At 67.2% G+C, this 24,070-nt stretch carries 19 protein-coding genes; 11 read left to right on the forward strand and 8 right to left on the reverse strand.

Annotated features, from left to right (window positions below; genetic code table 11):
* Position 1: 1 nt before the first annotated feature.
* Entirely contained in the window at positions 2 to 1,693 is a 1,692-nt protein-coding gene (locus EEB18_RS11070; RefSeq protein ID WP_187139217.1) for an N-acyl-D-amino-acid deacylase family protein, read from the reverse strand.
* Positions 1,694 to 1,825: 132 nt separating this feature from the next.
* Here EEB18_RS11070 and EEB18_RS11075 point away from each other — a divergent pair, with 132 nt between their 5' ends.
* The gene (locus EEB18_RS11075) at positions 1,826 to 2,794 is read left to right on the forward strand and encodes an NAD(P)H-dependent flavin oxidoreductase (RefSeq protein ID WP_187139216.1); all 969 of its coding nucleotides are present in this window, start codon (positions 1,826 to 1,828) and stop codon (positions 2,792 to 2,794) included.
* A gap of 100 nt (positions 2,795 to 2,894) precedes the next feature.
* Here EEB18_RS11075 and EEB18_RS11080 read toward each other — a convergent pair whose 3' ends face one another.
* The 3 genes from EEB18_RS11080 to EEB18_RS11090 are packed head-to-tail and all read right to left on the reverse strand — an operon-like array spanning position 2,895 to position 8,670.
* Positions 2,895 to 4,304 carry an efflux transporter outer membrane subunit gene (locus EEB18_RS11080; RefSeq protein WP_056342166.1) on the reverse strand — a complete coding sequence of 470 codons (1,410 nt, stop codon included), beginning with the start codon at positions 4,302 to 4,304 and terminating at the stop codon, positions 2,895 to 2,897.
* A complete protein-coding gene (locus EEB18_RS11085) occupies positions 4,304 to 7,504 on the reverse strand; it encodes an efflux RND transporter permease subunit (protein WP_187139215.1) in 3,201 nt (1,066 codons plus the stop codon). The genes EEB18_RS11080 and EEB18_RS11085 overlap by 1 nt, the downstream gene beginning before the upstream one ends.
* A complete protein-coding gene (locus tag EEB18_RS11090) occupies positions 7,501 to 8,670 on the reverse strand; it encodes an efflux RND transporter periplasmic adaptor subunit (RefSeq protein WP_187139214.1) in 1,170 nt (389 codons plus the stop codon). Before EEB18_RS11090 ends, EEB18_RS11085 begins: the two co-directional genes overlap by 4 nt.
* Before the next feature lie 151 nt (positions 8,671 to 8,821).
* Between EEB18_RS11090 and EEB18_RS11095 the strand changes: the two genes are divergently transcribed.
* On the forward strand, positions 8,822 to 9,415 hold the full coding sequence (locus EEB18_RS11095) for a TetR family transcriptional regulator (RefSeq protein WP_187139213.1): 594 nt from the start codon (positions 8,822 to 8,824) through the stop codon (positions 9,413 to 9,415).
* 17 nt (positions 9,416 to 9,432) lie between these two features.
* On the opposite strand, the gene EEB18_RS11100 is transcribed toward EEB18_RS11095, so the two are convergent.
* The 4 genes from EEB18_RS11100 to EEB18_RS11115 form a co-directional block, all read right to left on the reverse strand.
* Entirely contained in the window at positions 9,433 to 12,699 is a 3,267-nt protein-coding gene (locus EEB18_RS11100; RefSeq protein ID WP_187139212.1) for an error-prone DNA polymerase, read from the reverse strand.
* Positions 12,696 to 14,246 carry a Y-family DNA polymerase gene (locus EEB18_RS11105; protein ID WP_187139211.1) on the reverse strand — a complete coding sequence of 517 codons (1,551 nt, stop codon included), beginning with the start codon at positions 14,244 to 14,246 and terminating at the stop codon, positions 12,696 to 12,698. Before EEB18_RS11105 ends, EEB18_RS11100 begins: the two co-directional genes overlap by 4 nt.
* Positions 14,137 to 14,937 carry an ImuA family protein gene (locus EEB18_RS11110; protein ID WP_187139210.1) on the reverse strand — a complete coding sequence of 267 codons (801 nt, stop codon included), beginning with the start codon at positions 14,935 to 14,937 and terminating at the stop codon, positions 14,137 to 14,139. The genes EEB18_RS11105 and EEB18_RS11110 overlap by 110 nt, the downstream gene beginning before the upstream one ends.
* 262 nt (positions 14,938 to 15,199) lie before the next feature.
* Positions 15,200 to 16,087, reverse strand: a complete 888-nt coding sequence (locus tag EEB18_RS11115; protein WP_187139318.1) for a LysR family transcriptional regulator — start codon at positions 16,085 to 16,087, stop codon at positions 15,200 to 15,202.
* A 95-nt stretch (positions 16,088 to 16,182) separates the two neighbouring features.
* Here EEB18_RS11115 and EEB18_RS11120 point away from each other — a divergent pair, with 95 nt between their 5' ends.
* The 9 genes from EEB18_RS11120 to mmsB all read left to right on the forward strand — a co-directional run bounded on the left by EEB18_RS11120 (position 16,183) and on the right by mmsB (position 24,068).
* Positions 16,183 to 17,676, forward strand: coding sequence for a CoA-acylating methylmalonate-semialdehyde dehydrogenase (locus EEB18_RS11120; RefSeq protein WP_187139209.1), 1,494 nt, complete (start codon positions 16,183 to 16,185; stop codon positions 17,674 to 17,676).
* Positions 17,648 to 18,622: a polysaccharide deacetylase family protein gene (locus EEB18_RS11125; protein WP_187139208.1), complete on the forward strand. Its 975-nt coding sequence runs from the start codon at positions 17,648 to 17,650 to the stop codon at positions 18,620 to 18,622. Before EEB18_RS11120 ends, EEB18_RS11125 begins: the two co-directional genes overlap by 29 nt.
* A 47-nt stretch (positions 18,623 to 18,669) precedes the next feature.
* Entirely contained in the window at positions 18,670 to 19,212 is a 543-nt protein-coding gene (locus tag EEB18_RS11130; RefSeq protein WP_187139207.1) for a hypothetical protein, read from the forward strand.
* Positions 19,213 to 19,235: 23 nt separating this feature from the next.
* A complete protein-coding gene (locus tag EEB18_RS11135; RefSeq protein WP_187139206.1) occupies positions 19,236 to 19,535 on the forward strand; it encodes an I78 family peptidase inhibitor in 300 nt (99 codons plus the stop codon).
* On the forward strand, positions 19,528 to 19,932 hold the full coding sequence (locus EEB18_RS11140; protein WP_262407899.1) for a RidA family protein: 405 nt from the start codon (positions 19,528 to 19,530) through the stop codon (positions 19,930 to 19,932). The genes EEB18_RS11135 and EEB18_RS11140 overlap by 8 nt, the downstream gene beginning before the upstream one ends.
* Positions 19,929 to 21,074 carry an acyl-CoA dehydrogenase family protein gene (locus EEB18_RS11145; protein ID WP_187139204.1) on the forward strand — a complete coding sequence of 382 codons (1,146 nt, stop codon included), beginning with the start codon at positions 19,929 to 19,931 and terminating at the stop codon, positions 21,072 to 21,074. The genes EEB18_RS11140 and EEB18_RS11145 overlap by 4 nt, the downstream gene beginning before the upstream one ends.
* Positions 21,075 to 21,254: 180 nt before the next feature.
* Positions 21,255 to 22,301, forward strand: coding sequence for an enoyl-CoA hydratase/isomerase family protein (locus EEB18_RS11150; protein WP_187139203.1), 1,047 nt, complete (start codon positions 21,255 to 21,257; stop codon positions 22,299 to 22,301).
* Entirely contained in the window at positions 22,298 to 23,080 is a 783-nt protein-coding gene (locus EEB18_RS11155) for an enoyl-CoA hydratase-related protein (RefSeq protein ID WP_056342200.1), read from the forward strand. Before EEB18_RS11150 ends, EEB18_RS11155 begins: the two co-directional genes overlap by 4 nt.
* Positions 23,081 to 23,198: 118 nt before the next feature.
* Positions 23,199 to 24,068 carry a 3-hydroxyisobutyrate dehydrogenase gene (gene mmsB, locus EEB18_RS11160; RefSeq protein ID WP_187139202.1) on the forward strand — a complete coding sequence of 290 codons (870 nt, stop codon included), beginning with the start codon at positions 23,199 to 23,201 and terminating at the stop codon, positions 24,066 to 24,068.
* Positions 24,069 to 24,070 lie beyond the last annotated feature (2 nt).

The raw sequence follows: 24,070 nt of genomic DNA on the forward strand, positions 1-24,070 counted from the left end.
CTCAGCGGCATTTCCCGAACCCCGCGCCGCGTACCGCGCGGCCGGGGGTGGCGCCGGTCGGCTCGCCGTCCTTGAGCACGGCGGCGCCGTTGACGAAGACGTCGCGCACCCCGGTCGCATATTGGTGCGGCGCTTCGAAGGTGGCGCGGTCGGCGATCTTGGCGGGATCGAAGATCACGACATCGGCATAATAGCCGGGCTTCAGCGCCCCGCGTTCCTTGATGCCGAGGTTGGTCGCGGGCAGGGTAGTCAGCCGGTACACCGCCTGTTCGAGCGGGATCAGCTTCTCGTCGCGGACGTAACGGCCGAGCAGCCGCGCGAAATTGCCATAGGTGCGCGGATGCGACCCCGATTTCAGGAACACCCCCTCGGCCGATTGCGACGCGGCGTCGGACCCGAAGCTCATCCACGGCAGCTGGACCTGCTTGCGGACATTGTCCTCTGACATCAGGAAATAGACGGTGCCGACGCGCGACCCGTCCTCGACCACCAGGTCCATCGCGGTCTCTTCGGGGCTCTTCCCGCGCATCGCCGCGACTTCGGCGAGCGTTTTGCCGGTCAGCGGTTTGAGCTTGTCGCTTTTGAAGCCCGACAGGATCATCTTGTCGGCGCCCGCGCCGTAAAAGAGATTTTCCCAGTCGCTCCCCGGCTTCCGCATTTCGGCGGCGACGCGGGCGCGGGTGGCGGGGTCCTTCAGCCGCTCGATCCACGCCTCGAGTCCGCCCGCCTGCACCCAGGTCGGCATCGCGGCGTCGAGCCCGGTCGCGCCGGCGGTATAGGTGTACATGTCGGCGGTGATCCGCTGGCCCGCAGCGCGCGCCGCCTCGACCTTCTTCACGACCGAATCATATTTTCCCCAATTGTCGCGGCCCGCCATCTTGAGGTGATAGATTTCTGCGGGGGCGCCCGAACGACGCGAAATCTCGATCAGCTCGTCGACCGCTTCCTCGAGCCGGTCGCCCTCGGATCGCATATGGCTGATATACATGCCGCCGCATTTGGCGGCCTCGCTGGTCAGCGCGACCAGTTCGTCGGTTTCGGCATAGGAGCCGGGGGCGTAGATGATCGAGCTGCCGACGCCGAGCGCGCCCTCGTCCATCGCCTGCCGCACGAGCGCCTGCATGCGCGCCAGCTGCTCGGGGGTCGGGTCGACATCGTCTTCGCCCAGTTCATGGATACGCACCGTCGCGGCGCCGACGAAGCTCGCGACATTGGGCGCGATGCCGCGCTTCTCCAGATACGTCAGATAATCGCCGAGGCTGGTCCACTCGATGGCATATTTGATATCGCCCTGGCGCTCGGTCTCCTGGACCTTCATCGCCGCGTTCATCGGCCCCATCGACCAGCCTTCGCCCATCACCTCCAGCGTCACGCCCTGGCGGATATCGCTCTGGCTGCGCGGGTCGGCGATCAGCGATTCGGTCGCCCAGCTCAGCATGTTGATGAACCCCGGCGCGACCGCCATGCCGCTGGCTGACACCTCGCTGCGACCCTTGCCCTCGACCTTGCCGACCGCGACGATGCGATCGTCCTTGATCGCCACGTCGCCGGTGAGAGGGGCCTTGCCCGACCCGTCGTAGATCGTGCCGCCGCGGATCACGATGTCATAGGCGGGTTCGGCACTCGCGGCGGTCAGCGCGATCCAGCTCGCGACGAGGACGAGCGATCGTCCGATATTCTGCCTGCCCGCCATGTCCCGTCTCCTGTTCGCCGCCGAGGGCATATCCTGCCCGAGCAAGATGCACTTGGCCATGCGCATTATCGGGCTTGATCGCCGCCAGCCCGCGCGCCAAGGGTTTCGCAACAAAACCGATGGGAGGAAGCTTTGATCAAGACGCGTATTACCGAGAAGTTCGGCATCGAAACCCCGATCATCATGGGCGGCATGACCGGCGTGGGCTATGGCCCGCTCGTCGCCGCGGTCGCCAATGCGGGGGCTCTGGGCTTCATCACCGCGCATATGTATCCGACCGGCCAAGCCTTGTTCGACGAGATCGAGGCGACCCGCAAGCTGACCGACAAGCCGTTCGGGGTGAACCTGACCCTGCTGCCGTCGATCAACCCCATTCCCTATGACGAATATCGCGAGGCGATCATCGCCAGTGGCATCAGGATCGTCGAAACCGCGGGCCGCGCCCCGACCGACCACCTGCCGGCCTTCAAGGACGCCGGGGTCACGGTGATCCACAAATGCACCTCGGTGCGCCACTCGGTGTCGGCGGTGAAAAAGGGCGTCGACATGATCAGCATCGACGGCTTCGAATGCGCGGGTCACCCCGGCGAGGACGATGTCGGGCTCGTGGTGCTGCTGCCGGCGACGGTCGACGCGCTGCCCGACACCCCGATCATCGCCTCGGGCGGCATGGCCGACGGGCGCAGCATCATTGCCGCGCTGGCGCTCGGCGCCGATGCGGTCAACATGGGCACGCGCTTCTGCGCTACCGTCGAGGCCGTGATCCACCAGAATGTGAAGCAGCGCATCGTCGATGCGACCGAGACCGATACGGTGCTCGTCGGCCGCACGCTGCGCAACACCGCGCGTGTCGCGAAGAATGCAGTGTCGGTCGAGGTTGCCGAGATCCAGCGCGATCCGACCAAGACCTTCGAGGATGTGAAGCATCTGATGGCGGGCGTGCGCGGGCGCGAAAATGTGCTGCGCGACGGCGATGTCGACGGCGGCATCTGGACCAGCGGCCAGAGCCAGGCGTTGATCCACGACATCCCGACCTGCGCCGAGCTGGTCGCGAATATCATGGCGCAGGCCGAAGCGGTGCGGGCGCGCATCGCGGGGTAATATTCTTCGTCATTGCGAGGAGCCGAAGGCGACGCGGCAATCCAGAGCGGTTTACGCCTGCCCTGGATTGCTTCGCTCCGCTCGCAATGACGAAGGTTGATTAGGCGCCGCCGTCCTGCCAGCCGCCGCCCAGCGCGAGGAACAGCGAGACGAGGTTCGTCGCGCGGGTCTGTTCGGACTGGGCGATGCTCGCGTTGATCGATGCCAGCGTCCGCTCGGCATCGAGCACGACCTGGAAATTCTCGCGTCCCGCCTGATAGCGCAGCCGCGCGATGCGGGCGGCGTCGCCGGCCTCGGCCGCCGCGCGGCGCAGCGCCGCGAGCCGGTCGAGTTCGCCCGCATAATTGGCGAGCGCGCTTTCGCTTTCCTGCAGCGCGGTCAGCCAGGTGCCGTCGAAACTCGCGAGCGCGCCATCGGCCCCGGCTTCGGCCTGTTTCAGCCGCGACCGCGCGACCTCCATGTTCGGGAAGCTCCACGAGATCAGCGGGCCGAGCGAGAAGCGGAAGCCGTCGGACTTGCCGAGTCCCGAGATCGAGCTGGCGGTCGAGCCGACCGAGCCGCCGAGGCTGATGCTCGGGTACAGATCGGCGGTCGCGACATTGACCCGCGCCGCCGCTGCGGCGAGCTGGCGCTCGGCGCGGCGGATGTCGGGGCGCCGAGCAAGCAGCGACGCACCGTCGCCGACGGGGATCGGGCGGTTCAATTCGGGCGGCGCCTGGCAGGCGAGCACGGCAGCGGGCGCTTCGGCGGGCGGCTTGCCGGTGAGCACCGCGAGGCGATAGAGCGCGGCGGCGCGCTGCGCGGTCAGCGTCGGGATCGTCGCCCGCGTCTGTTCGAGCAGTGCGCCCGCCTGTCCGGTCTCGAGCCGCGTCGCGCGGCCACCCTCGAACAGGCGGCGGGTGAGGTCGAAGGTCTGCTGCTGGATGCGCAGCGTGTCCTCGGCGACCGCGATCTGGCGGTTGAACGAACAGACGTCGGTGTAAGCGCGCGTCGTTTCGGCGGCGACGGTGATGCGGGTCAGGTCGAACGCCGCCTGTACCGCATCGGCGTCGGCGCGGCTGGCGCGGATCGCGCTTTCGACGCGGCCGAACAGGTCGACCTGATAGCCGATGTCGAGCCCGACGTCATAGCTGTCGCCCTCGATCGAGCCGGCGCCGAGCGGGTTCGCCTGGCGCGCATAGGTGCCGCCGGCGCCCACCGTCGTCGTCGGCAGGCGGCCGGCCCGCGATTCGCGCAGCACCGCGCGCGCCTGCGCCAGATTGGCGGCGGCGACGCGAAGATCGGTGTTCGCCGTGAGCGCTTCACCGACGAGCTGGTCGAGCAACGGGTCGCCGAACAGGCTCCACCATGGACCCGGCGGCTGTTCGCCGCTGAAGGCGGGCGACTTGCCGGCTTCGAGGAAGGGCGCCTGCGACGGCGCCGCGGGAACCGGCGAGACATAGCGGGGGCCGACGGTACAGGCCGACAGCGCCAGCATGCTCGCGGCGGCAAGGATCAGGTTGCGGGTCATTAGCGGGTCTCCGCCGGGCTGGTGTCCGGCTGTTTCTGCTTGCGGTCGCGGCGGGCGAAGGCGGTCGCCTTGTCGCCGAGCTTGCGGCAGAGGACATAGAAGAGCGGGGTGAAGATCAGTCCGAAGATCGTCACGCCGAGCATGCCAAAGGTCACCGCGGTGCCCAGCGCCTGCCGCATTTCCTGTCCCGGGCCGCTCGCGATCGCCAGCGGCACGACGCCGAAGATGAAGGCGAAGCTGGTCATCAGGATCGGGCGGAGGCGCGAGCGTGCGGCGTGGACCGCGGCGTCGATCGTGCTCATCCCGTCCTGTTCCTCGGCCTGTTTCGCGAACTCGACGATCAGGATCGCATTCTTCGCGGCGAGCGCGATGAGCACGACCAGACCGACCTGTGTCAGGATATTATTGTCCATCCCGCGCAGGTTGACGCCGAGCATCGCCGCGAGGATGCACATCGGCACGATCAGGATCACCGCGAGCGGTAGCGGCAGCGATTCATATTGCGCCGCGAGCACGAGGAAGACGAACACCACCGCGAGGCCGAAGATCAGCACCGCGCCGCCGCCCGCCGCCTTTTCCTGATAGGCGAGGCCGGTCCATTCATAGGCGAAGCCCGACGGCAACGTCTTGTCGGCAAGCCCCTCCATCGCGGCGAGCGCCGCACCCGACGACACGCCCGGCGCCGCCTGTCCCTGCAGTTCGACCGCGGGGAACAGGTTATAGCGCACGACGCGCGTCGGGCCGCTGTCGTCGCGGAAGGTCGCGACCGACGACAGGGGCACCATCTCGCCCGAGGTCGAGCGCACCTGCAGCCGTCCGACATCCTCAATGCTGGCGCGCGAGGTCGGTTCGGCCTGCGCGGTCACGCGGAAGGTGCGGCCGAGGAAGTTGAAGTCGTTGACGTATGTCGACGCCAGATAGGTACCGAGCGCGGCATAGACCTGGCTCGGATCGACACCCAGGATCTGCGCCTTGTCGCGGTCGACATCGGCGAAGATGCGTGGGCTTCCGGTGTTGAACAGCGAGAAGACCTGCTGCACATCCTTCATCTGCGCCGCGCCGCCCATCATGGCGCCGGTGGCCTGTTCGAGCTCCTTGTAGCTTTCGCCGCTGCGGGCCTGGATCATCATCGTGAAGCCGTTGCCGTTGCCCAGCCCCTGCACCGCGGGGGGCGCGATGACGAAGGCGTTCGCTTCGGGCAGCGCATTGGCGAGCACGCCCGACAGTTGCTGCGACAGCGCGGTCGCGGAGAGCTTGCTGCCGCGCTCGCCCCAGTCGGTCAGGCGGATGAACATCGTGCCCGCGTTCGACGCGGTCGAGAAACTCGATCCGTCGAGGCCCGAGAAGGTCGCGATGCTGGCAACACCGTCGATCTTCTTCACTTCCTGTTGCGCGCGGGCGAGGACTTCGCTGGTGCGGTCGAGCGACGCGCCCGGCGGCAGCTGGACGACGCCGATCAGCACGCCCTGGTCCTGGTCGGGAATGAAGCCCGTCGGCGTGTCGGCGAGGCGCCAGCCGGTCGCCGCGAGCAGCACGGCATAGATGGCGAGCATCAGCCCGCCCTTGCGCACCAGCGAGGCGGTGGTGCGGCCATAGCGGTCGGACAATTTGTCGAAGCCGCTGTTGAACTTGTCGGCTGCGCGCCGGACGACGCGCATCACCGGGTTCTTTGGCTCTTCATGATGCTCTTCGTGCGGCTTGAGCAGCAGCGCCGCCATCGCGGGCGACAAGGTGAGCGAGGTGAGCAGCGAAAACACCGTCGCCGCCGCGATCGTCACCGCGAACTGCTGATAAAAGATGCCGGGGATGCCGGGGACGAAGGCGGTCGGCACGAACACCGCGACGAGCACGAGCCCGATCGCGATCAGCGCGCCCGACACTTCCTCCATCGTCCGGTGCGCGGCTTCGCGCGGACTGAGGCCTTCGCGGATATGCTTTTCGACCGCCTCGACGACGACGATCGCGTCGTCGACGACGATCCCGACCGCGAGCACCAGTGCGAAGAGCGACAGCGAGTTGATCGAGAAACCGAGCGCGAGCTGGACCGCGAAGGTGCCGACGAGCGCCACCGGAATCGCGACGATCGGGATGATCGCGGCGCGCCAGGTCTGCAGGAAGACGAGCACGACGAGCACGACGAGGAAGATCGCCTCGACGAGCGTTTCCTGCACCGCGGTCACCGACGCCTGGACATATTCGGTCGGGTTGAAGGGGATTTCATATTCGAGTCCCGGGGGGAAGTCGGCCGAGGCCTTCTTCACTTCCTCGAGCACGAGGTTCGCCGCGTTGAGCGCATTGGCACCCGGCTGCTGGATCACCGCCATGCCGACGCCTTCGCGGCCGTTGAACACGCCGCGCACGCCATAGTCCTGCGCGCCGAGCTCGACGCGCGCGACATCCTTCAGCCGGGTGATCGCGCCGTTCGTCGTGTCGGTCTTGATCACGACATTGGCGAACTGGTCGGGGGTGACGAGGCGGCCCGGGACTTCGACGGGCAGTTCGAACGCCGGATTGCCCTTGCCATAGGGCGGGGCGCCGACCGAACCGCCGGCGACCTGGACATTCTGGCTTTGCAGCGCGGCGACGATTTCGGGCGCGGTCAGGTTGCGCGCCGCGGCCTTGTCGGGGTCGATCCACACGCGCATCGAATAATAGCCGCCGCCGAAGATCTGGACGCCGCCGACACCTTCGAGGCGGAGCAGGCGGTCGCGCAGCGTCGAATTGGCGTAGTTGCCGACATAGTCGGTGTCGATCGCCGGATCGGTCGAGGTCAGCGCGACGATCATCAGGAAGCCCGATTCCTGCTTGTTCACCTGCACGCCGATCTGGCGCACCTGTTCGGGCAGGCGCGGCTCGGCGAGCGCGACGCGGTTCTGGACCAGCACCTGCGCGGCATCGAGGTCGGTGCCGGGTTCGAAAGTCACGGTGATCTGCGCGGCGCCCTGCGTCGAGCTGCTCTGGATATAGAGCATATTCTCGACGCCGTTGATCTCCTGCTCCAGCGTCGAGGCGACCGTTTCGGCGATCGTCTCCGACGAGGCGCCGGGATAGGCGGCGGTGATGCTGATCGTCGGCGGCGCGATCTCCGGATATTGGGCGAGCGGAAGCTGCGGATAGGCGAAGGCGCCGATCAGCGTGATGAAGATCGCGATGACCGCCGCGAAGATCGGGCGGTCGACGAAGAAGCGGCTGATATTCACTTGCTGTTCGCCCCGCCCTTCGCGGCGGGCGCGGCCTTGGCCGTCAGCACCTTGCCGTCAGCCGCGATCGTCCCGGCCTGCACCTTGGCGGGCTGGCCCGGCCGCGCGCGCTGGAGGCCGCCGACGATGATGCGGTCCTTCGCGGTGACGCCGGTCTTGATCACACGCAGCCCGTCGACGACGGGGCCGAGGGTGACCGGGCGCGCCTGCACCACATCCTTGGGGCCGATGACGTAAACGACGCGGCGCGCGCCGTCGGTGACGATCGCGGTGTCGGGGAGCAGGAAGGCCGGACGCGGCGCCGAGGCGGCGAGCTGGAGCTGGCCGAACAGGCCCGGGCGCAGCTTGCCGTCGGGGTTCTGGACGACCGCGCGCACGGCGATCGTGCCCGATCCGTTCGACAGCGCATTGTCGACGAAATCGATGCGGCCGTTGATGGCATAATCGTCGGCGCCCTGCAGCTTGATGCGCACCGGGGCGTTCTGCAGCGTGTCGCCGCGCCGCTCATAGTCGAGCAGGCTGGCTTCGGAACCCTGGAAGCTGAAATGGATGGGGCTGGTCGACACGATGGTGGTCAGGATCGTCTGGTCGGCGATCACCGAATTGCCCGGATCGACCAGGCGTTGCGACACGCGGCCCGAAATCGGCGCGGTGACGCGGGTAAAGCCGACGTTGAGCGCCGAGGCGCGAATCGCGGCATTGGCGGCGGCGACATCGGCCTCGCCGGTGCGGACGGCGGAGCGGCGCTGCTCGACTTCTTCCTGGCTCGCGGCCTGCGATGCGGCGAGCGTCGTCGACCGCGCGAGTTCGGTGCGGGCGTTGGCAAGCGTCGCCTGCGCGCGGGCAAGCTGGGCGCGGGCCTGGTCGAGCGCGGCCTGGCTCGGGCGCGCGTCGATGGTGAACAGCAACTGCCCGGCGCGGACATATTGGCCGTCGGTGAAATGGGCGCGCTGCAGATAGCCCGAGGCGCGCGGCCGGACCTCGACGCTGTCGACCGCTTCGAAGCGGCCGACATAATCGTCCCATTCGGTCACGTCGCGCACCAGCGGCGCGGCGGCGGTCACGGGGAGCTGGGGCGGGCCGCCCTGGGCGTCGTCAGCACCCGAACAGGCGGCGAGCGTCAGCGACAGCAGAATCGAAAGCGCGATGGGAAAGCGCAAGGTCATAGCGTGTATCTTTTCTTTTTTCAGGGCGGTCCGGCATCGCGCGACAGGGAGGGGGGAGGTGCCACGCGATGCCAGACTTTGCCGCCTAATCTGGGTTAGCGATTAAGTCAACAGGTGTTGATTTATTTCTCAGCCGCGATAATAGGGCGCCATGGAGAGAGAAATCATCGTCAAGAAACGTGACGCGGTCGCGACGCGCGCCGCGATCCTTGCGGCGGCGCGCCAGCGTTTCCTCCGCGAAAGCTACGGCAGTGTCGGCCTGCGCGATATCGCGGGCGACGCGAAGGTCGATGTCGCGCTGATCAGCCGCTATTTCGGCGGCAAGGAGGGGCTGTTCCGCGAAGTCGTCGCCGACGAGGAGAAGCCGAAGATCTTTTTCGAGCCGAAAAGCATCGACGAGCTCCCCGGTTTTCTGGCGCAACTTGTCGTCGATGACGCCGACGAGGACCTCGAAAAGCGGATGGAGATGTTCATCATCATGCTCCGTTCGGCCTCCTCGCCGCAGGCCGGTGCGATCATCCGTGAGTTCGTCCATCGCGATGTCCTCGCCCCGCTCACCGAACTCATCGGCGGCGAACAGGGTGAACTGCGCGCGAATATGCTGCTCGCGATCCTGATGGGGGTCGGGGTGCTGCGGTCGATCATGATGGTCGACGGCTTCGCGGACGAGGAAGACGAGGAAGCCGTGATCGCCGAATGCGCCGAGCGCTTCCGCAGCCTGTTCGCGGCGGCGCTGACTTGCTGAATATTCCACGACAAGCATCAATGAAAATCCCGCGATTTGGGCAGGATGCGGACATCGCGCGGATGCCCGTGGCGAAGCCCGCGCGGTTGCTGCGGATGCACGACCTCGTCGGCGCGGCATAACTCGGGTTCGAAATGCCGGTCGCTGCCCAGCGTATCGAGCAGCGCGGTGCGATCGACGATACGGTTCGCCATCAGATGAACGACGCCCTCCCTGCTCCGCTGCACCTCGCCCGCAACCTCCATCAGCCGCGACGCCATGACGGCACGGCGATAGCGCTCGAACTGGCGCGCCCAGAGCAGGACATTGACGATCCCGCCCTCATCCTCGAGCGTGATGAAGATCGCATTGCCCTTGCCGGGGCGCTGGCGGATCAGCACGACGCCGGCGGTGCGGACGAGCGCGCCATTCTTTGCCGCGCCGACCTGGAGGCAGCTCAAAACCCCTTCGCCGTCGAGACGCTGCCGCAAAAACGCCATCGGATGGCCTTTGAGCGACAGCCGCGTCGTCTGATAATCGGTCAGCACATGTTCGACGAGCGGGGTGGGGGGCAGCGCGGCGTCCGCCTCGTTGCCGAGCTCGTTCGCTTCGGCGGCGCCGAACAAGGGCAGCACCCCCTGCCGCACCCGCCGCGCATCCCACAAGGCGGGGCGGCGCTCGAGTCCCATCGAATGACACGCATCGGCCTCGGCGAGCAGCCGCAGCGCGCGCGAGGGCAAGTTCGCACGCCGCGCGAGTTCTTCGACGCTGGCAAACGGCGTCGTGCGGGCGTCGGTGATCTGCTCCGCCCACGCCTCGCGAAATCCGTCGACCTGCCGAAAGCCGAGCCTGAGCGCGAGGCTGCCATCATCGCGCCGTTCGAGGCTGTTGTCCCAGCTGCTGAAATTGACATCGACCGCGCGCACCTCGACCCCATGCTCGCGCGCATCGCGGACGAGCTGGGCGGGGGCGTAGAAGCCCATCGGCTGGGCGTTCAAAATCCCGCAGGCGAAGACCGCGGGGTGGTGGCATTTCAGCCAGGACGAGACATAGACGAGCTTGGCGAAAGACTGGGCATGGCTTTCGGGAAAACCATAGCTGCCGAAACCCTCGATCTGCTTGAAACAGCGCGCGGCGAAGTCCGGCTCATAACCGCGGCGGACCATGCCCCCGATCATCTTTTCCTTATATTGATGGATCGTCCCGGCATTGCGGAAGGTTGCCATCGCACGCCGCAGGCCGTTGGCTTCGTCCGGCGTGAATTCGGCGGCGACGATGGCGAGTTTCATCGCCTGTTCCTGAAACAGCGGGACGCCGCATGTCCTGCGAAGCAGATTATACAGTTCCTTGGGGTCGTGCGGCGGCGCAGGCGACGGATAGTCCACCGCTTCTTCGCCGCTGCGGCGCTTCAGATAGGGGTGGACCATATCGCCCTCGATCGGCCCCGGCCGGACGATCGCGACCTGGATGACGAGGTCGTAAAATTCGCGTGGCCGCAGGCGGGGCAGCATGTTGATCTGCGCGCGGCTTTCGACCTGGAATACCCCGATGCTGTCGCCCTCGCACAGCATGTCGTAAACGACCGGGTCTTCGGTCGGGACCGATTTGAGATCATGATCGCCCAGATCGTGCAGCCGCATCAGGTCGAAGCATTTGCGGATGCAGGTCAGCATCCCGAGCGCGAGGACATCGACCTTCATCAGCTTGAGTTCGTCGATGTCGTCCTTGTCCCATTCGATGAAGGTGCGGTCTGCCATCGCCGCATTGTGGATCGGCACCGTCTCGTCGAGCCGATCCTCGGTCAGCACATAGCCGCCGACATGCTGCGACAGGTGGCGGGGGAAGGTCAGCAGCTGCGCGACGACCCATTGCAGCCGCGCGATATCGTCTTGCTCAGGGTCCAGCCCCGCTTCGACGAACCGCTCGATCGGCATCTCACTGCCCCAGCTGCCCCAAGTGGTGTCGGCAAGACGAGCAGTGACATCTTCGCTTAGCCCCAGCGCCTTACCCGCCTCTCGTACCGCGCTGCGCGGGCGATAGTGGATCACCGTCGCGGCGATGCCCGCGCGCCGACGCGTGTAGCGACGGTAAACATATTGCATCACCTCCTCGCGCCGCTCGTGCTCGAAATCGACGTCGATATCGGGCGGCTCGCGCCGTTCTTCGGACAGGAAGCGCGTGAAGAGCAGGTTGTTGGCGATCGGATCGATCGAGGTGATTTCGAGCAGGTAGCAGACGAGCGAATTGGCCGCCGATCCGCGCCCCTGGCACAGGATCGGCGGATCCTGCGTGCGCGCGAATTGCACGATGTCGTGGACGGTCAGGAAATAGCAGGCGAACTTGCATGTGGCGATGAGCGTCAGCTCTTCTTTGAGCACCTCCCGCCAGCGGTCGGGCAGTCCATCGGGATGCAGCTTCGTCGCGGCATTGATCACCATATGCTCGAGCCAGCTTTGCGGCTCCCACCCTTCGGGCACCGGCTCGTGCGGATATTCATATTCAAGGTCGCGGAGCGAAAAGCCGATGCGGTCCAATATATCGATGCTCTCGCCCACCGCTTCGGGACAGTTGCGGAAGAGGCGGCGCATTTCCTTGGGCGATTTCAGGTGACGCTCGCCATTGGCGCGCAGCAGGCGGCCGGCATCGTTCAGGGTCTTGCCCTCGCGAATGCAGGTGACGACATCGTGGAGCGGCCGTTGCTCGCGCGTCGCATAAAGCGCATCGTTGGTCGCGAGCAGCGGAATGCCGATGCGGCTGGCCAAAGCCTCCAACTGGGCGAGGCGTCGCCGATCCGCGCCGCCCTGCGACATCGTCGCGCCGAGCCATAAGGACCCCGGCGCGCGCCTCGCGAGGCGGCGCAGCAGAAATTCATCCTTCTCCGTCCCCATCGCGATCAGCAGCATATCCTCGCAATGGATCAGCAGATCCTTGAACTTGAGTATGCAGCTGCCCTTTTCGGCCCGGCGATTGCCGATGGTGAGCATGCGGGTCAGGCGGCCCCAGCCGTGGCGCGTGGTCGGATAGGCGATGATGTCGGGGGTGCCGTCGTCGAACACCAGCCGGGCGCCGACGACGATCTTGAGCGGCGGAAGTTCGACCCCCTCCTCGGCGGCCTCCTCGCCCAGCTTGCGTAATCCGGTCAGCGCCCGCACCACCCCGGCGACGCTGTTGCGATCGGCGATGCCGATGCCGGGCATGCCGAGCGCGATCGCCTCGGCGACCATGTCAGCGGGGTGCGAGGCGCCGCGTAGGAAGCTGTAATTGGTCGCCGCGACCAGCTCGGCAAAGGCGGGTGTCTCGCTCATGCGAACACCCCGTGGATATACCAGAGCGGATGCTCCTTCTCCTCATACAGCCCGTGACGGAACAGCCAGAAGCGGCGGCCTTGGGCATCTTCGACGCGGTAATAGTCGCGCGTCAGCCCGGCGTTGTCGCGGCGGCGCCACCATTCGGCGGCGATGCGTTCGGGGCCTTCATAGCGGCGCACCGCGTGGGTCGCCCGTCGCCAGCGGAACTGGTGCGGCGGGCCGTCGGGGACCTCGGCGATCACCTCGATCGGCTGCGGCGGGTCGAACAGATGGAAGGGCCGCGTCGGTGGTTCGCCGGGCTCGGGCATCTCCCACGGCAGCGGCGGCGGCGCGTCGATCGCGGGCAGCGCGAGCTGCGCCTGTTCGGGGATATGCGTGTCGGCGGCGATCAGGCGCCGGACGCGGACGCGGCCCAGCCGCGTCGTCATCCGGTCGACGAGTTCGTCCATCTTCGCATCGCGCACCGCGCCGCCTTCGAGCTTCAATTGCGTCGCGCCGAGCGCCTCGAGCCGCGGCACCGCGAGGCGGATCATGTCGAAACCGAAGCCGGGGTCGAGCGGGTCGGCGAGGCTGTCCATGCGCTCAGCGAAGAGCCGCATCACCAGCGCGGTGTCGCGCGTCGGGTGGCCGGTCTCGATCTCGATGCCGCGCGCGAGGCCGTCGCTGCGAAAGAAGGTCGCGCGGAAATGACGTCCGCCCTTGCCGCGCTCGCCCAGCTCGCCCATCGCCTCGCCCACCAGTTCGGCGAGCACCCTCGTTGCATGCGCGCTGCTGCCGAGCGGTTCGGCGAAGCGGCGTTCGGTCGCGACGGGGGGTGGGGCGATACGCGGGTCGAGCGGGCTCGGCGCGTCGCCGAGGATGCGGCGTAGAGCGCTCGCCGCCTCGGCGCCGAAGCGCGCGGCGATATTCGCCATCGGGCGGCTCGCGAGGTCGCCGATCGTCTTGAGTCCCGCGCGCACCAGCGCGGTCGTCGCCTCGGCTTCGAGTTCGAGCGCGGCGACGGGCAGGCGGCGCACGGCCTGCGCCTCGTCGGGTGCGGGGCGCGTCTGGTAACGCGCGAGCGCGCGCGCCGCATCGGCGGTCGGGCCGAGCGCGATGCGCACACTCATGCCGAGGCGGCCGAGGCGCATCTCGACATCGTCGATCAGTTCGGCCTCACCGCCCAGCAGATGCTCGGCCCCCGCGATGTCGAGGATCAGCCCGTCGGGGGCGTCGATCGCCACGAGCGGCGTGTAGCGGTTGCAGCCGAGCGCGAGCCGGTCGAGCCAGGCGGCATCGGCGACCGGGTCGTGCGCCACGACCAGCAGCTCGGGCACCCGCGCGCGCGCGTCGGCGAGCGGCATGCCGGGGGTGAGTCCGGCCGCCTGCGCGGCGCGGTCGACGCTCGCGAGGCGGAGCGCGCCGCGTATCTTCTCGGCGAAGACGAGCGGGGCGTCAGGCGGCCGCGGCGCCGTGCGGCAGAGCCGCTCGGCGGGCAGCCAGGGGAAGAACAGCGCCAGATAGCGCCGCTTCGCCGGCATTCGGCCCGAAGACTTGTTCGTCATGGTTCCATTCCATTTGCCAGCGCCCGCCCGCGGCGCCGCCGCGCCAGCGCAGCAGTTCGAGGTCGAAGGCGGGAGCGCCCGGCGCATGGGCTTCCAGTTCGCGCGACGGCGCGGCGGCGACGCTCCAGCGCGTTTCGGCGACGCTTGCGCTGGGGACCGCGTTCAGCCGCAGCATCAGCAATGTGGTTCCCGCATCGCGCGCGCCGAGCGCGAGCCGCCGCCCCGCGGTCAGGTCGAGCAGCGGGAATTTGCCCCAGCTTTCGACGATCACCGCCGCCGATCCGGCGCAGCGGATCGCATCATTGGCGCAGGCGAGCAACAATTTGGGATCGGGCGCCTCAATCAGCAGCAGCCGGTCGGGATCGCCGCCAAGTTCGGCGATGCCGGGCGCATAGAGTTGCCCGCCGCGCCGGCCCGCATCGGTGGTGCGCAGCCAGACCAGCGGTGCCGGGCCGGGAAGGCGCAGCGCGAGCAGCGCGACAAAGGCGGCGGCGCTGCTCGCGTCGAGTGCGTCGGCGGCGAAAAATTCATGCACGCGCTCCGTCGCGAGTCCGCCGCCGAGCGCGGCGTCGAAGTCCGCATGACCGCTCGCCAGCCGCCCCGCCGTTTCGGCGCGCGGCTCGGCCTCGCCGGTGATCCGGGCGAGACGCCGACGCAGGCCGGCAATAGAAGGGTGCGACTCGTGGGGCATGATGTTCCTGATTTGTTCTATTAGCGCCTTCAGAGCCGCGCTTGTCAAGGCGAGTCAGGGACAGCCTGACCCTCTCGCCTAAAACCCCGTCATCCCCGCGAAGGCGGGGATCCAGCTTCCTTCTTCTTCTCTTTTCTTCGTGCCTTTGCGCCTTTGCGTGAACCCACAAAAATCACACGCAAAGGCGCAAAGGCACGAAGAAGGAAAAAGCTAGATCCCCGCCTTCGCGGGGATGACGAAGAAGGGGAGGCGAAGAGTCTGCTCACCCCGGAACGAACAACCCCCGGCTCTCGCGCACCTCGGCGTCGAGCCAGTCGATGAAGGCGCGGATGCGTGGTTGCGGGGCGACGTCGCGGTGAAGCGCGAGCCAGAAGGCGCGCGCGATGACCTGGTCGGGTCGCACCCGCACCAGCGCGGGGTCGTTCGCGGCGAGGAAGCAAGGCAAAACCCCGACCCCGGCGCCGCCCGCGATCATCCGCCTTTGCGCGAGAATGCTCGACGAGCGCACCCCGGCGCGCAGCCCCGGCTCGATCTCGCCCAGATAGTCGAGTTCGGGGGCGTAGAGGATGTCGGGGACATAGCCGATCACCGGCACCCCGGCGCGCGACAGCGGGGTCGCGGCGACCGCCGCTTGCCAGTCGGTGCGGTCGGCGGGCGCATAAAGACCGAGGCTATAGTCCGACAATTTGCGCGTGATCAGCGGGCCTTTTCGCGGCCGCGCGAGCAGCACCGCCATATCGGCCTCGCGCCGCGACGGGTTCAAAAACCCCGACGAGGCGACGAGGTCGATCTCGAGCTCGGGATGCGCGGCGACGAAACCCGCGAGGCGCGGCGCGATGAAATTGCCCCCGAACCCTTCGGACACGCTGATCCGCAATTGCCCCGACAGCGCCGCGCCGCCGTCGCCGGCCGAGCGGATGCGCGCCGCCGCCGCCGCCATCGCCTCGGCATGCGGGACGAGCGCGCGGCCGGCCGCCGTAAGCAGGAAACCGCCCGGCGCGCGTTCGAACAATGTCTGTTGCAACCCCGCCTCGAGCGCGCTCAGCTGGCGGCTGACGGTCGTCGCATCGACCTGCAGCGCCGCTCCGGCGCGTGCGAGGGTGCCATGCTGCGCGACGGTCAGGAAATATTGCAGCTTGTCCCAGTCCATGACCTGCAAATATGCAGCATTGTCCTGCAAGTCTATCCCTTGCAATCGCGGCGCACCTGGTCTGTGGAAGGCGCAACATTTTTGGGAGACAGACCATGCGACAGATCGACCATCTTATCGTCGGCGGCGCCGGTGGCAGCAGCCGCCGCAGCCCGATCTTCGACCCCAACAACGGCAATGTGCAGGCCGAGGTCGCTTTGGGCGATGCGGCATTGCTCGACAAGGCGGTCGCCGCGGCGAAGGCGGCGCAGCCCGGCTGGGCCGCGACCAACCCGCAGCGCCGCGCGCGCGTGATGTTCGAATTCAAGCGCCTCGTCGAAGCGAACATGGACGAACTCGCGCATCTGCTGTCGAGCGAGCATGGCAAGGTGATCGCCGATTCGAAGGGCGACATCCAGCGCGGGCTCGAAGTCATCGAATTCTGCTGCGGCATCCCGCATGTGCTGAAGGGCGAATATACGCAGGGCGCCGGCCCCGGCATCGACGTCTATTCGATGCGCCAACCGATCGGCATCGGCGCGGGCATCACCCCGTTCAACTTCCCCGCGATGATTCCGCTGTGGATGTCCGGCGTCGCGATCGCGACCGGCAACGCCTTCCTGATCAAGCCCAGCGAGCGCGACCCCTCGGTCCCCGTCCGCCTCGCCGAACTCTTCCTCGAGGCCGGGCTGCCCGAGGGCATCTGCCAGGTCGTCCATGGCGACAAGGAAATGGTCGACGCGATCCTCGACCATCCCGATATCGGCGCGGTCAGCTTCGTCGGCTCGTCGGACATCGCGCATTATGTCTACAATCGCGGCGTCGCCAACGGCAAGCGCGTGCAGGCGATGGGTGGCGCGAAGAATCACGGCATCGTCATGCCCGACGCCGACCTCGACCAGGTGGTGAACGACCTTGCCGGCGCCGCCTTCGGCTCGGCGGGCGAGCGCTGCATGGCGCTTCCTGTGGTGGTCCCCGTCGGCGACGAGACCGCCGAGCGGCTGAAGGCCAAGCTGATCCCCGCGATCGAGGCGCTGCGCGTCGGCGTATCGACCGATGCCGAAGCGCATTACGGCCCGGTGGTGACGCAGGCGCACAAGGAAAAGGTCGAAGGCTGGATCCAGAAATGCGCCGACGAAGGCGCCGAACTGGTGGTCGATGGCCGCGGCTTCACGCTGCAGGGATATGAAAAGGGCTTCTTCATCGGCCCGACCCTGTTCGACCATGTCACCACCGACATGGAATCGTACAAGGAAGAGATTTTCGGCCCGGTGCTGCAGATCGTCCGCGCCCCCGATTTCGAAACCGCGCTGGCGCTGCCCTCGAAGCATCAATATGGCAATGGCGTCGCGATCTTCACGCGCAACGGCCATGCCGCGCGCGAATTCGCGGCGCGGGTCAACGTCGGCATGGTCGGCATCAACGTGCCGATCCCGGTGCCGGTCGCCTATCACAGCTTCGGCGGCTGGAAGCGTTCGGCGTTCGGTGACACCAACCAGCACGGCATGGAAGGCGTAAAATTCTGGACCAAGGTCAAGACGATCACCGCGCGCTGGCCCGACGGATCGCCCGACGGCGGCAATGCTTTCGTCATCCCGACGATGGGCTGACACCGCCTTGTTGCGGCGGCTGTTCCTGCCTCTGCTGATTCTGTTGCTGCTGCCGGTCCCGGCGGCGGCGCAGAAGATGATCGCGCTGTCGTTTGACGACGCGCCGCGCGGGCGCGGGGCTTTCTTCACGCCCGAGGAACGCACCGCGCGCATCATCGCCGAACTGAAAAAAGCGGAGGCGCCGCAGGCGGTGTTTTTCGTCAACCCGGCGGCGATCGGGCATGGCGACGGGGCGCATGGCGAGGCGCAGCTCGCGGCTTATGTCGCCGCGGGGCATGTCATCGCCAACCACAGCAACAGCCATCCGCATCTGAGCGGCATGACGGCCGAGGCCTATCTAGCCGACATCGATGCCGCCGAGGTCTGGCTCAAGGGCCGCCCCGGCTATCGCCCCTGGTTCCGCTTCCCCTTCCTCGACGAGGGCGGCAAGGACAAGGTCAAGCGTGACGCGCTGCGTGCGGGACTCGCGGCGCGCGGATTGCGCAATGGCTATGTCACCGCCGAATCGTCGGACTGGCATCTCGAATCGCTGACGATCCAGGCGGCGAAGGCGGGCAAGCCGATCGACCGCGCGGCACTCGGTGACCTCTATGTCACCTGGCATGTCGAGGCCGCCGACTATGCCGACGGGTTGATGCAGAAGGTCATCGGGCGCCAGCCGGTGCAGGTGATGCTGCTCCACGAAACCGACTTGGCCGCACTCTATATCGGCGACCTCGTCCGCGCGCTGCGGGGGGCGGGCTGGACCGTGGTCAGCGCCGACACCGCCTATGCCGACCCGATCGGCGCGCTGATGCCCGACGTGCCATCGGCGCAGGGCACGCTGACCGAGGCGCTCGCCTGGGCTGCCGGCGTGCCCGCACCGCGCTGGTATCGCTACAACGACACCGCGCTCGCGACCGCCGAATTCAATGCCAAGGTGCTGCACGAAGGGGGCGGCGAATGAAACCGCTCCCGGCGCCTGCGCATTTCTCCTCGCGAAGGAGAATGACGATGAAAGCCTATCTGCTCCCCCTTGCTGTGTTGATGCTCGCTGCCTGCGGCGATGCGACCGACAAGGCCGCACCCGAAGAAAAGGCCAGCGCCGCGCCGATCGTTCCCGATGCACCAGCCGAAACTTCGCCCGAAGCTCCGGCGGCGACCACCACGGAAGACTATAAGCCCGATCCGGCGATCAAACCGCCCGCCGCGCCCGAAGCGGGCGTCGGCAGCGGCGACAAGACGATTCCCGCCGCGATCCAGGGCCGCTGGGCGCTCGACGCGAGCGATTGTCCCAAGCGCCCGGGCACCGATCTGACCGCACTGGTGATCGACGCCGCGAACCTGCGCTTCCACGAATCGCACGGCGAACTGGCGCGGGTGCGCGAACGCGGCGCGACCCGCCTCGCCGCCGACTATAAATTTAGCGGCGAAGGGATGGACTGGGACCGGCTGATGGTGCTCAGAGTGGCCGACGGCGGCAAGACGCTAGTCCGCCGCGACTATGGCGATGGTGCCGCGCCGGACGCGATGCGCTATACGCGCTGCGCCGGATAATGGTTTTCAAAGGGAGACTCACGATGGACATTCGCCTGCTCGCAATCGCCGCCGTCCTGCCGCTTGCCGCCTGTGCGGGCAGCGATGCGCCCGTCGAATCGACCCCGCCGCCTGCCGAAGCGGCCTGCAAGGCCGATGCCGCGCAATCCTATGTCGGCCAGATCGCAACCCCCGATCTTGGCGGCGCGATCCTCAAGGCATCGGGCGCGCGCACGCTTCGCTGGGGCCCGCCGCGTTCGGCGATGACAATGGACTACCGCATCGACCGCGTGAACGTCATGTATGACGACGCGTACAAGATCACGCAGGTCACCTGTGGCTGACGCGTCCCGGCGTAACCACTCTTCGGCGTCCCCATTCGAACCCGTTTACGGCTACAGCCGCGCGGTTCGGGTGGGCAACCGCATCGACGTCGCCGGCTGCGCGCCGATCGAACCCGACGGTTCGTCGACCCCCGGCGATGCCGGGGCGCAGGCCAAGCGCTGCCTGACGATCATCCGCGAGGCGCTGGAGGCGCTCGGCGGCGCACCCGCCGATGTCGTGCGCACGCGCATGTATATCACCGACCCCGCCGATGCCGATCTCGTCGGGCGCGCGCATGGCGCGATGTTCGGCGACATCCGCCCGGCATCGACGATGCTCGTCATCCCCGCGCTGATCCGCCCCGAGTGGAAAGTCGAAATCGAAGCCGAAGCCATCCTTATCGAGAAGAGCGCATGACCGACCAGTTTCAGCTTACCGACGACCAGCTCGCCATCCAGGACATGGCGCGCAAGTTCACCGCCGATCGCATCACGCCCTTCGCCGCCGAATGGGACGAAAATAACCATTATCCCGTCGACGTGTGGAAGGCGGCGGGCGAACTGGGTTTCGGCGCGATTTATGTCGCCGAGGAATCGGGCGGTATCGGGCTCGGCCGGATGGAGGCGGCGCTAATCATGGAGGCGATGGCCTATGGCTGTCCCGCGACCTCCGCCTATGTCTCGATCCACAATATGGCGACCTGGATGATCGACCGCTTCGGCGGCGCCGAGGTCAAGGCGCGCTTCCTGCCCGAGCTCGTCAGCATGGAAAAGATCGCGAGCTATTGCCTGACCGAACCGGGGTCGGGGTCCGACGCCGCGGCGCTCAAGACGACCGCGAAAAAGGATGGCGACCATTATGTGCTCAACGGCACCAAGCAGTTCATCTCGGGCGCCGGCTATAACGACATCTATGTCTGCATGGTGCGCACCGGCGAGGAGAAGTCGAAGGGCATCAGCTGCCTCGTCATCGAAAAGGACACCCCGGGCCTCAGCTTCGGCGCCCCCGAGAAAAAGCTCGGCTGGAATGCGTCCCCCACCGCGCAGGTGATCTTCGAGGATTGCCGCGTGCCGGTCGAAAATCTCGTCGGTGCCGAGGGCGACGGCTTCCGCTTCGCGATGGCGGGGCTCGACGGCGGCCGCCTCAACATCGGCGCCTGCTCGCTCGGCGGCGCGCAGCGCTGCCTCGACGAGGCGATCGCCTACACCAAGGACCGCCAGCAGTTCGGCCAGCCGATCGCCGATTTCCAGAACACGCAATTCATGCTCGCCGACATGGCGACCGACCTCGAAGCCTCGCGCGCCTTGCTCTATCTCGCGGCGGCGAAGGTCACCGCCAACGCCCCCGACAAGTCGCGCTTCTCGGCGATGGCGAAGCGGCTCGCGACCGACAACGGCAGCAAGATCGTCAACGACGCGCTGCAGCTGTTCGGCGGTTATGGCTATCTGCGCGATTATCCGATCGAGCGCTTCTGGCGCGACCTGCGCGTCCATTCGATCCTCGAAGGCACCAACCAGGTCATGCGGATGATCGTCGGACGGGACCTGCTGCGGCAGTAGTTATCCCCTCTCCCGTCGGGAGAGGGTTGCGCAGACTTGCCAGCTTGCTGGCTAGTCGTAGCTGGGTGAGGGGCGGTGCGCCATCGACAGGGCGTAACCCCTCGTCCAACTCCGCCTAACCGCTTTCAGCGGCAAGGCTTCGATATCCTTCTCCCAATGGGAGAAGGTTTGTGAGGGTGAATGACCGAAGATATTCTCATCTCGACCGAAGGCGGCGCGGGCCGGCTGTCGCTCAACCGCCCCAAGGCGATCCACGCGCTCAATCTCGACATGGTCCACGCCATGACCGACGCGCTCGTCGCATGGAAAGACGATGCCGACGTGCAGGCGGTGCTGATCGATCACAGCGAGGGCCGCGGCTTCTGCGCCGGGGGCGACATCGCCTTCCTGCGCAATTCGGCGCTCACCGACGACGGCGCCTCGGGCCGCCGCTTCTTCCACGACGAGTACCAGCTCAACCACCTGCTCTTCACCTATGCCAAGCCCGTGGTCGTCTTCATGGATGGCATCACCATGGGCGGCGGGGTCGGCATTTCGCTGCCCGCCAAATATCGCGTCGCAACCGAGAATACCCGGCTCGCCATGCCCGAAACGGGGATCGGCCTGTTCCCCGACGTCGGCGGCGGCTGGTATCTCTCGCGGCTCGAAGGGCGCGTCGGTCCCTTCCTCGCGCTCACCGGCGCGCGGCTCGACGGCGCCGAATGCCTCGCGCTCGGCCTCGCGACCCATTATCTCCCGGCGGACAAGCTCGCCGAGGCCAAGGCGCGCATAGCCGAGCACCCCGACCGCATCGGTGGCATCCTCGGCGAATTGTCGACGACCCCGCCAGAGGCGAAAATCGTCGCGCATATCGCCGACATCAACCGCCTGTTCGCCTCCGACCGCCTGGAGGATATCCTCGCCGCGCTCGAAGCCGATCCGGGCGAATGGGCGGCGAAGGAACTCGCGGCGCTGCGCACCAAAAGCCCGCAGACATGCAAGGTCGCGCTGCGCCAGCTGGCAGACAGTCTCGATTTGCCCGATTTCGCCGCCAACATGGCGATGGAATATCGTATCGGCAGCCGCGTCCTGACCCGCCCCGACTTCGCCGAGGGCGTGCGCGCGGTGATCGTCGAAAAGGACAACAAGCCGCAATGGGATCCCGCGACGGCCGAAGGCGTGGACGACGACCTGATCGCCGCGATCTTCGCGCCGCTCCCCGAACAGGAAGAATGGAAACCGCTATGACCTACGAAACCATCCTCGTCGAACAAAAGGGCGCGGTGACGCTCGTCACGCTGAACCGTCCGCAGGCGCTGAACGCGCTGAACTCGGGCGTGCTCGACGACCTGATCGCGGCCTTTGCGGCGTTCGAAGCCGACGACAGCCAGCGCTGCGCGGTCCTCACCGGATCGGGCGACAAGGCCTTCGCCGCAGGCGCCGACATCAAGGAAATGGCCGACAAGCCCGCCGCCGATTTCTACCTCGAAGATTTCTTCTCGAAATGGACGAGCGACTTCGTGAAGAAGGTCCGCAAGCCGTGGATCGCCGCGGTCAACGGTTTCGCGCTCGGTGGCGGCTGCGAACTTGCGATGATGGCCGACTTCATCATCGCCAGCGAGAAAGCGAAATTCGGCCAGCCCGAAATCAAGCTCGGCGTCGCCCCCGGCATGGGCGGGTCGCAGCGGCTGACCCGCGCCGTCGGCAAGGCGAAGGCGATGGAAATGTGCCTCACCGGCCGGATGATGGACGGCGCCGAGGCCGAGCGTTCGGGCCTCGTCGCGCGCGTCGTGAGCCATGAAAACCTGCTCGAGGAAGCCCTCAAGACCGCCACCGCGATCGCAAGCATGCCGCCGATGGCCGCGATGGTGAACAAGGACATGGTCAACGCCGCCTATGAAACCACGCTCGACCAGGGGCTGATCTACGAACGCCGCCTGTTCCAGATCCTCGCCGCGACCGAGGATAAGGCCGAAGGCATGGCCGCCTTCATCGAGAAGCGCGAAGGCGTGTGGAAGGGGCGGTAGCCCAAGTCCCCCTCCCGCTTGCGGGAGGGGTTAGGGGAGGGCCTGTTGGCTCTCCGACAGTGCAATATTCGGGACAGGCCCTCCCCCGGCCCCTCCCGCAAGCGGGAGGGGAGCAGATATGAAAATCGCCTTTATCGGACTCGGCAATATGGGCGGCGGCATGGCCGCGAACCTCGCCAAGGCGGGCCATGAGGTCCGCGCCTTCGACCTCAGCGAAGAAGCGCTCGCGCGCGCGGTCGAGGCGGGCTGCACCCGCGCCGCATCGGCCGCCGAAGCGGTGACCGGTGCCGAAGCCGTCGTCACCATGCTCCCCGCCGGCAAGCATGTCGCGAGCGTCTACGAAGGCGACGTCTTCCCCAATGCCGCGCCGGGGACCTTGCTGCTCGACTGCTCGACGATCGACGTCGCGACCGCGCGCTCGAACATCGAAGCCGCCACCGCCAAGGGCCTCGTTGCGGTCGACGCGCCAGTGTCGGGCGGCATCGCGGCCGCCAATGCCGGGACGTTGACCTTCATGGTCGGCGGCACCGGCGAGGGCTTCGCGCGCGCCGAACCGATCCTTGCCAGGATGGGCAAGGCGGTGATCCATGCCGGCGACGCGGGCGCGGGGCAGGGGGCGAAGATCTGCAACAACATGCTGCTCGGCGCCTCGATGATCGCGACGTGCGAAACGCTTGCGCTCGCGCAGAAGCTCGGACTCGATCCGCAGAAATTCTTCGACATCGCCAGCGTGTCGTCGGGGCAGTGCTGGTCGCTGACCAGCTACGCACCGCTTCCCGGCGTCGGCCCGGTGACCCCTGCCGACAATGGCTATGCCGGCGGCTTCGCCGCGGCGCTGATGCTCAAGGACTTGCGCCTCGCGATGGAGGCGGCAGAAAGTGTGGGTGCGACGGTCCCGATCAGCAGCCACGCACGCGATTTGTATGAGGCGTTCGTTGCGGCCGACAGGGACGGCCGCGACTTTTCGGCGATCATCCAGACGCTCTAACC

Source organism: Sphingopyxis sp. OPL5 (assembly GCF_003797775.2).
Taxonomy (GTDB): domain Bacteria; phylum Pseudomonadota; class Alphaproteobacteria; order Sphingomonadales; family Sphingomonadaceae; genus Sphingopyxis.

Excerpts from the sequence above, each read along its gene's own strand:
- EEB18_RS11155 (WP_056342200.1), top strand. The coding sequence starts at position 22,298 with ATGACCTACGAAACCATCCTCGTCGAACAAAAGGGCGCGGTGACGCTC.
- EEB18_RS11130 (WP_187139207.1), top strand. The coding sequence starts at position 18,670 with ATGAAAGCCTATCTGCTCCCCCTTGCTGTGTTGATGCTCGCTGCCTGC.
- EEB18_RS11090 (WP_187139214.1), bottom strand. The coding sequence starts at position 8,670 with ATGACCTTGCGCTTTCCCATCGCGCTTTCGATTCTGCTGTCGCTGACG.
- EEB18_RS11080 (WP_056342166.1), bottom strand. The coding sequence starts at position 4,304 with ATGACCCGCAACCTGATCCTTGCCGCCGCGAGCATGCTGGCGCTGTCG.
- EEB18_RS11070 (WP_187139217.1), bottom strand. The coding sequence starts at position 1,693 with ATGGCGGGCAGGCAGAATATCGGACGATCGCTCGTCCTCGTCGCGAGC.
- EEB18_RS11145 (WP_187139204.1), top strand. The coding sequence starts at position 19,929 with ATGACCGACCAGTTTCAGCTTACCGACGACCAGCTCGCCATCCAGGAC.
- EEB18_RS11100 (WP_187139212.1), bottom strand. The coding sequence starts at position 12,699 with ATGAGCGAGACACCCGCCTTTGCCGAGCTGGTCGCGGCGACCAATTAC.
- EEB18_RS11110 (WP_187139210.1), bottom strand. The coding sequence starts at position 14,937 with ATGCCCCACGAGTCGCACCCTTCTATTGCCGGCCTGCGTCGGCGTCTC.
- EEB18_RS11095 (WP_187139213.1), top strand. The coding sequence starts at position 8,822 with ATGGAGAGAGAAATCATCGTCAAGAAACGTGACGCGGTCGCGACGCGC.
- EEB18_RS11115 (WP_187139318.1), bottom strand. The coding sequence starts at position 16,087 with ATGGACTGGGACAAGCTGCAATATTTCCTGACCGTCGCGCAGCATGGC.
- EEB18_RS11135 (WP_187139206.1), top strand. The coding sequence starts at position 19,236 with ATGGACATTCGCCTGCTCGCAATCGCCGCCGTCCTGCCGCTTGCCGCC.
- EEB18_RS11105 (WP_187139211.1), bottom strand. The coding sequence starts at position 14,246 with ATGACGAACAAGTCTTCGGGCCGAATGCCGGCGAAGCGGCGCTATCTG.
- EEB18_RS11150 (WP_187139203.1), top strand. The coding sequence starts at position 21,255 with ATGACCGAAGATATTCTCATCTCGACCGAAGGCGGCGCGGGCCGGCTG.
- EEB18_RS11120 (WP_187139209.1), top strand. The coding sequence starts at position 16,183 with ATGCGACAGATCGACCATCTTATCGTCGGCGGCGCCGGTGGCAGCAGC.
- EEB18_RS11125 (WP_187139208.1), top strand. The coding sequence starts at position 17,648 with ATGCTTTCGTCATCCCGACGATGGGCTGACACCGCCTTGTTGCGGCGG.
- mmsB (WP_187139202.1), top strand. The coding sequence starts at position 23,199 with ATGAAAATCGCCTTTATCGGACTCGGCAATATGGGCGGCGGCATGGCC.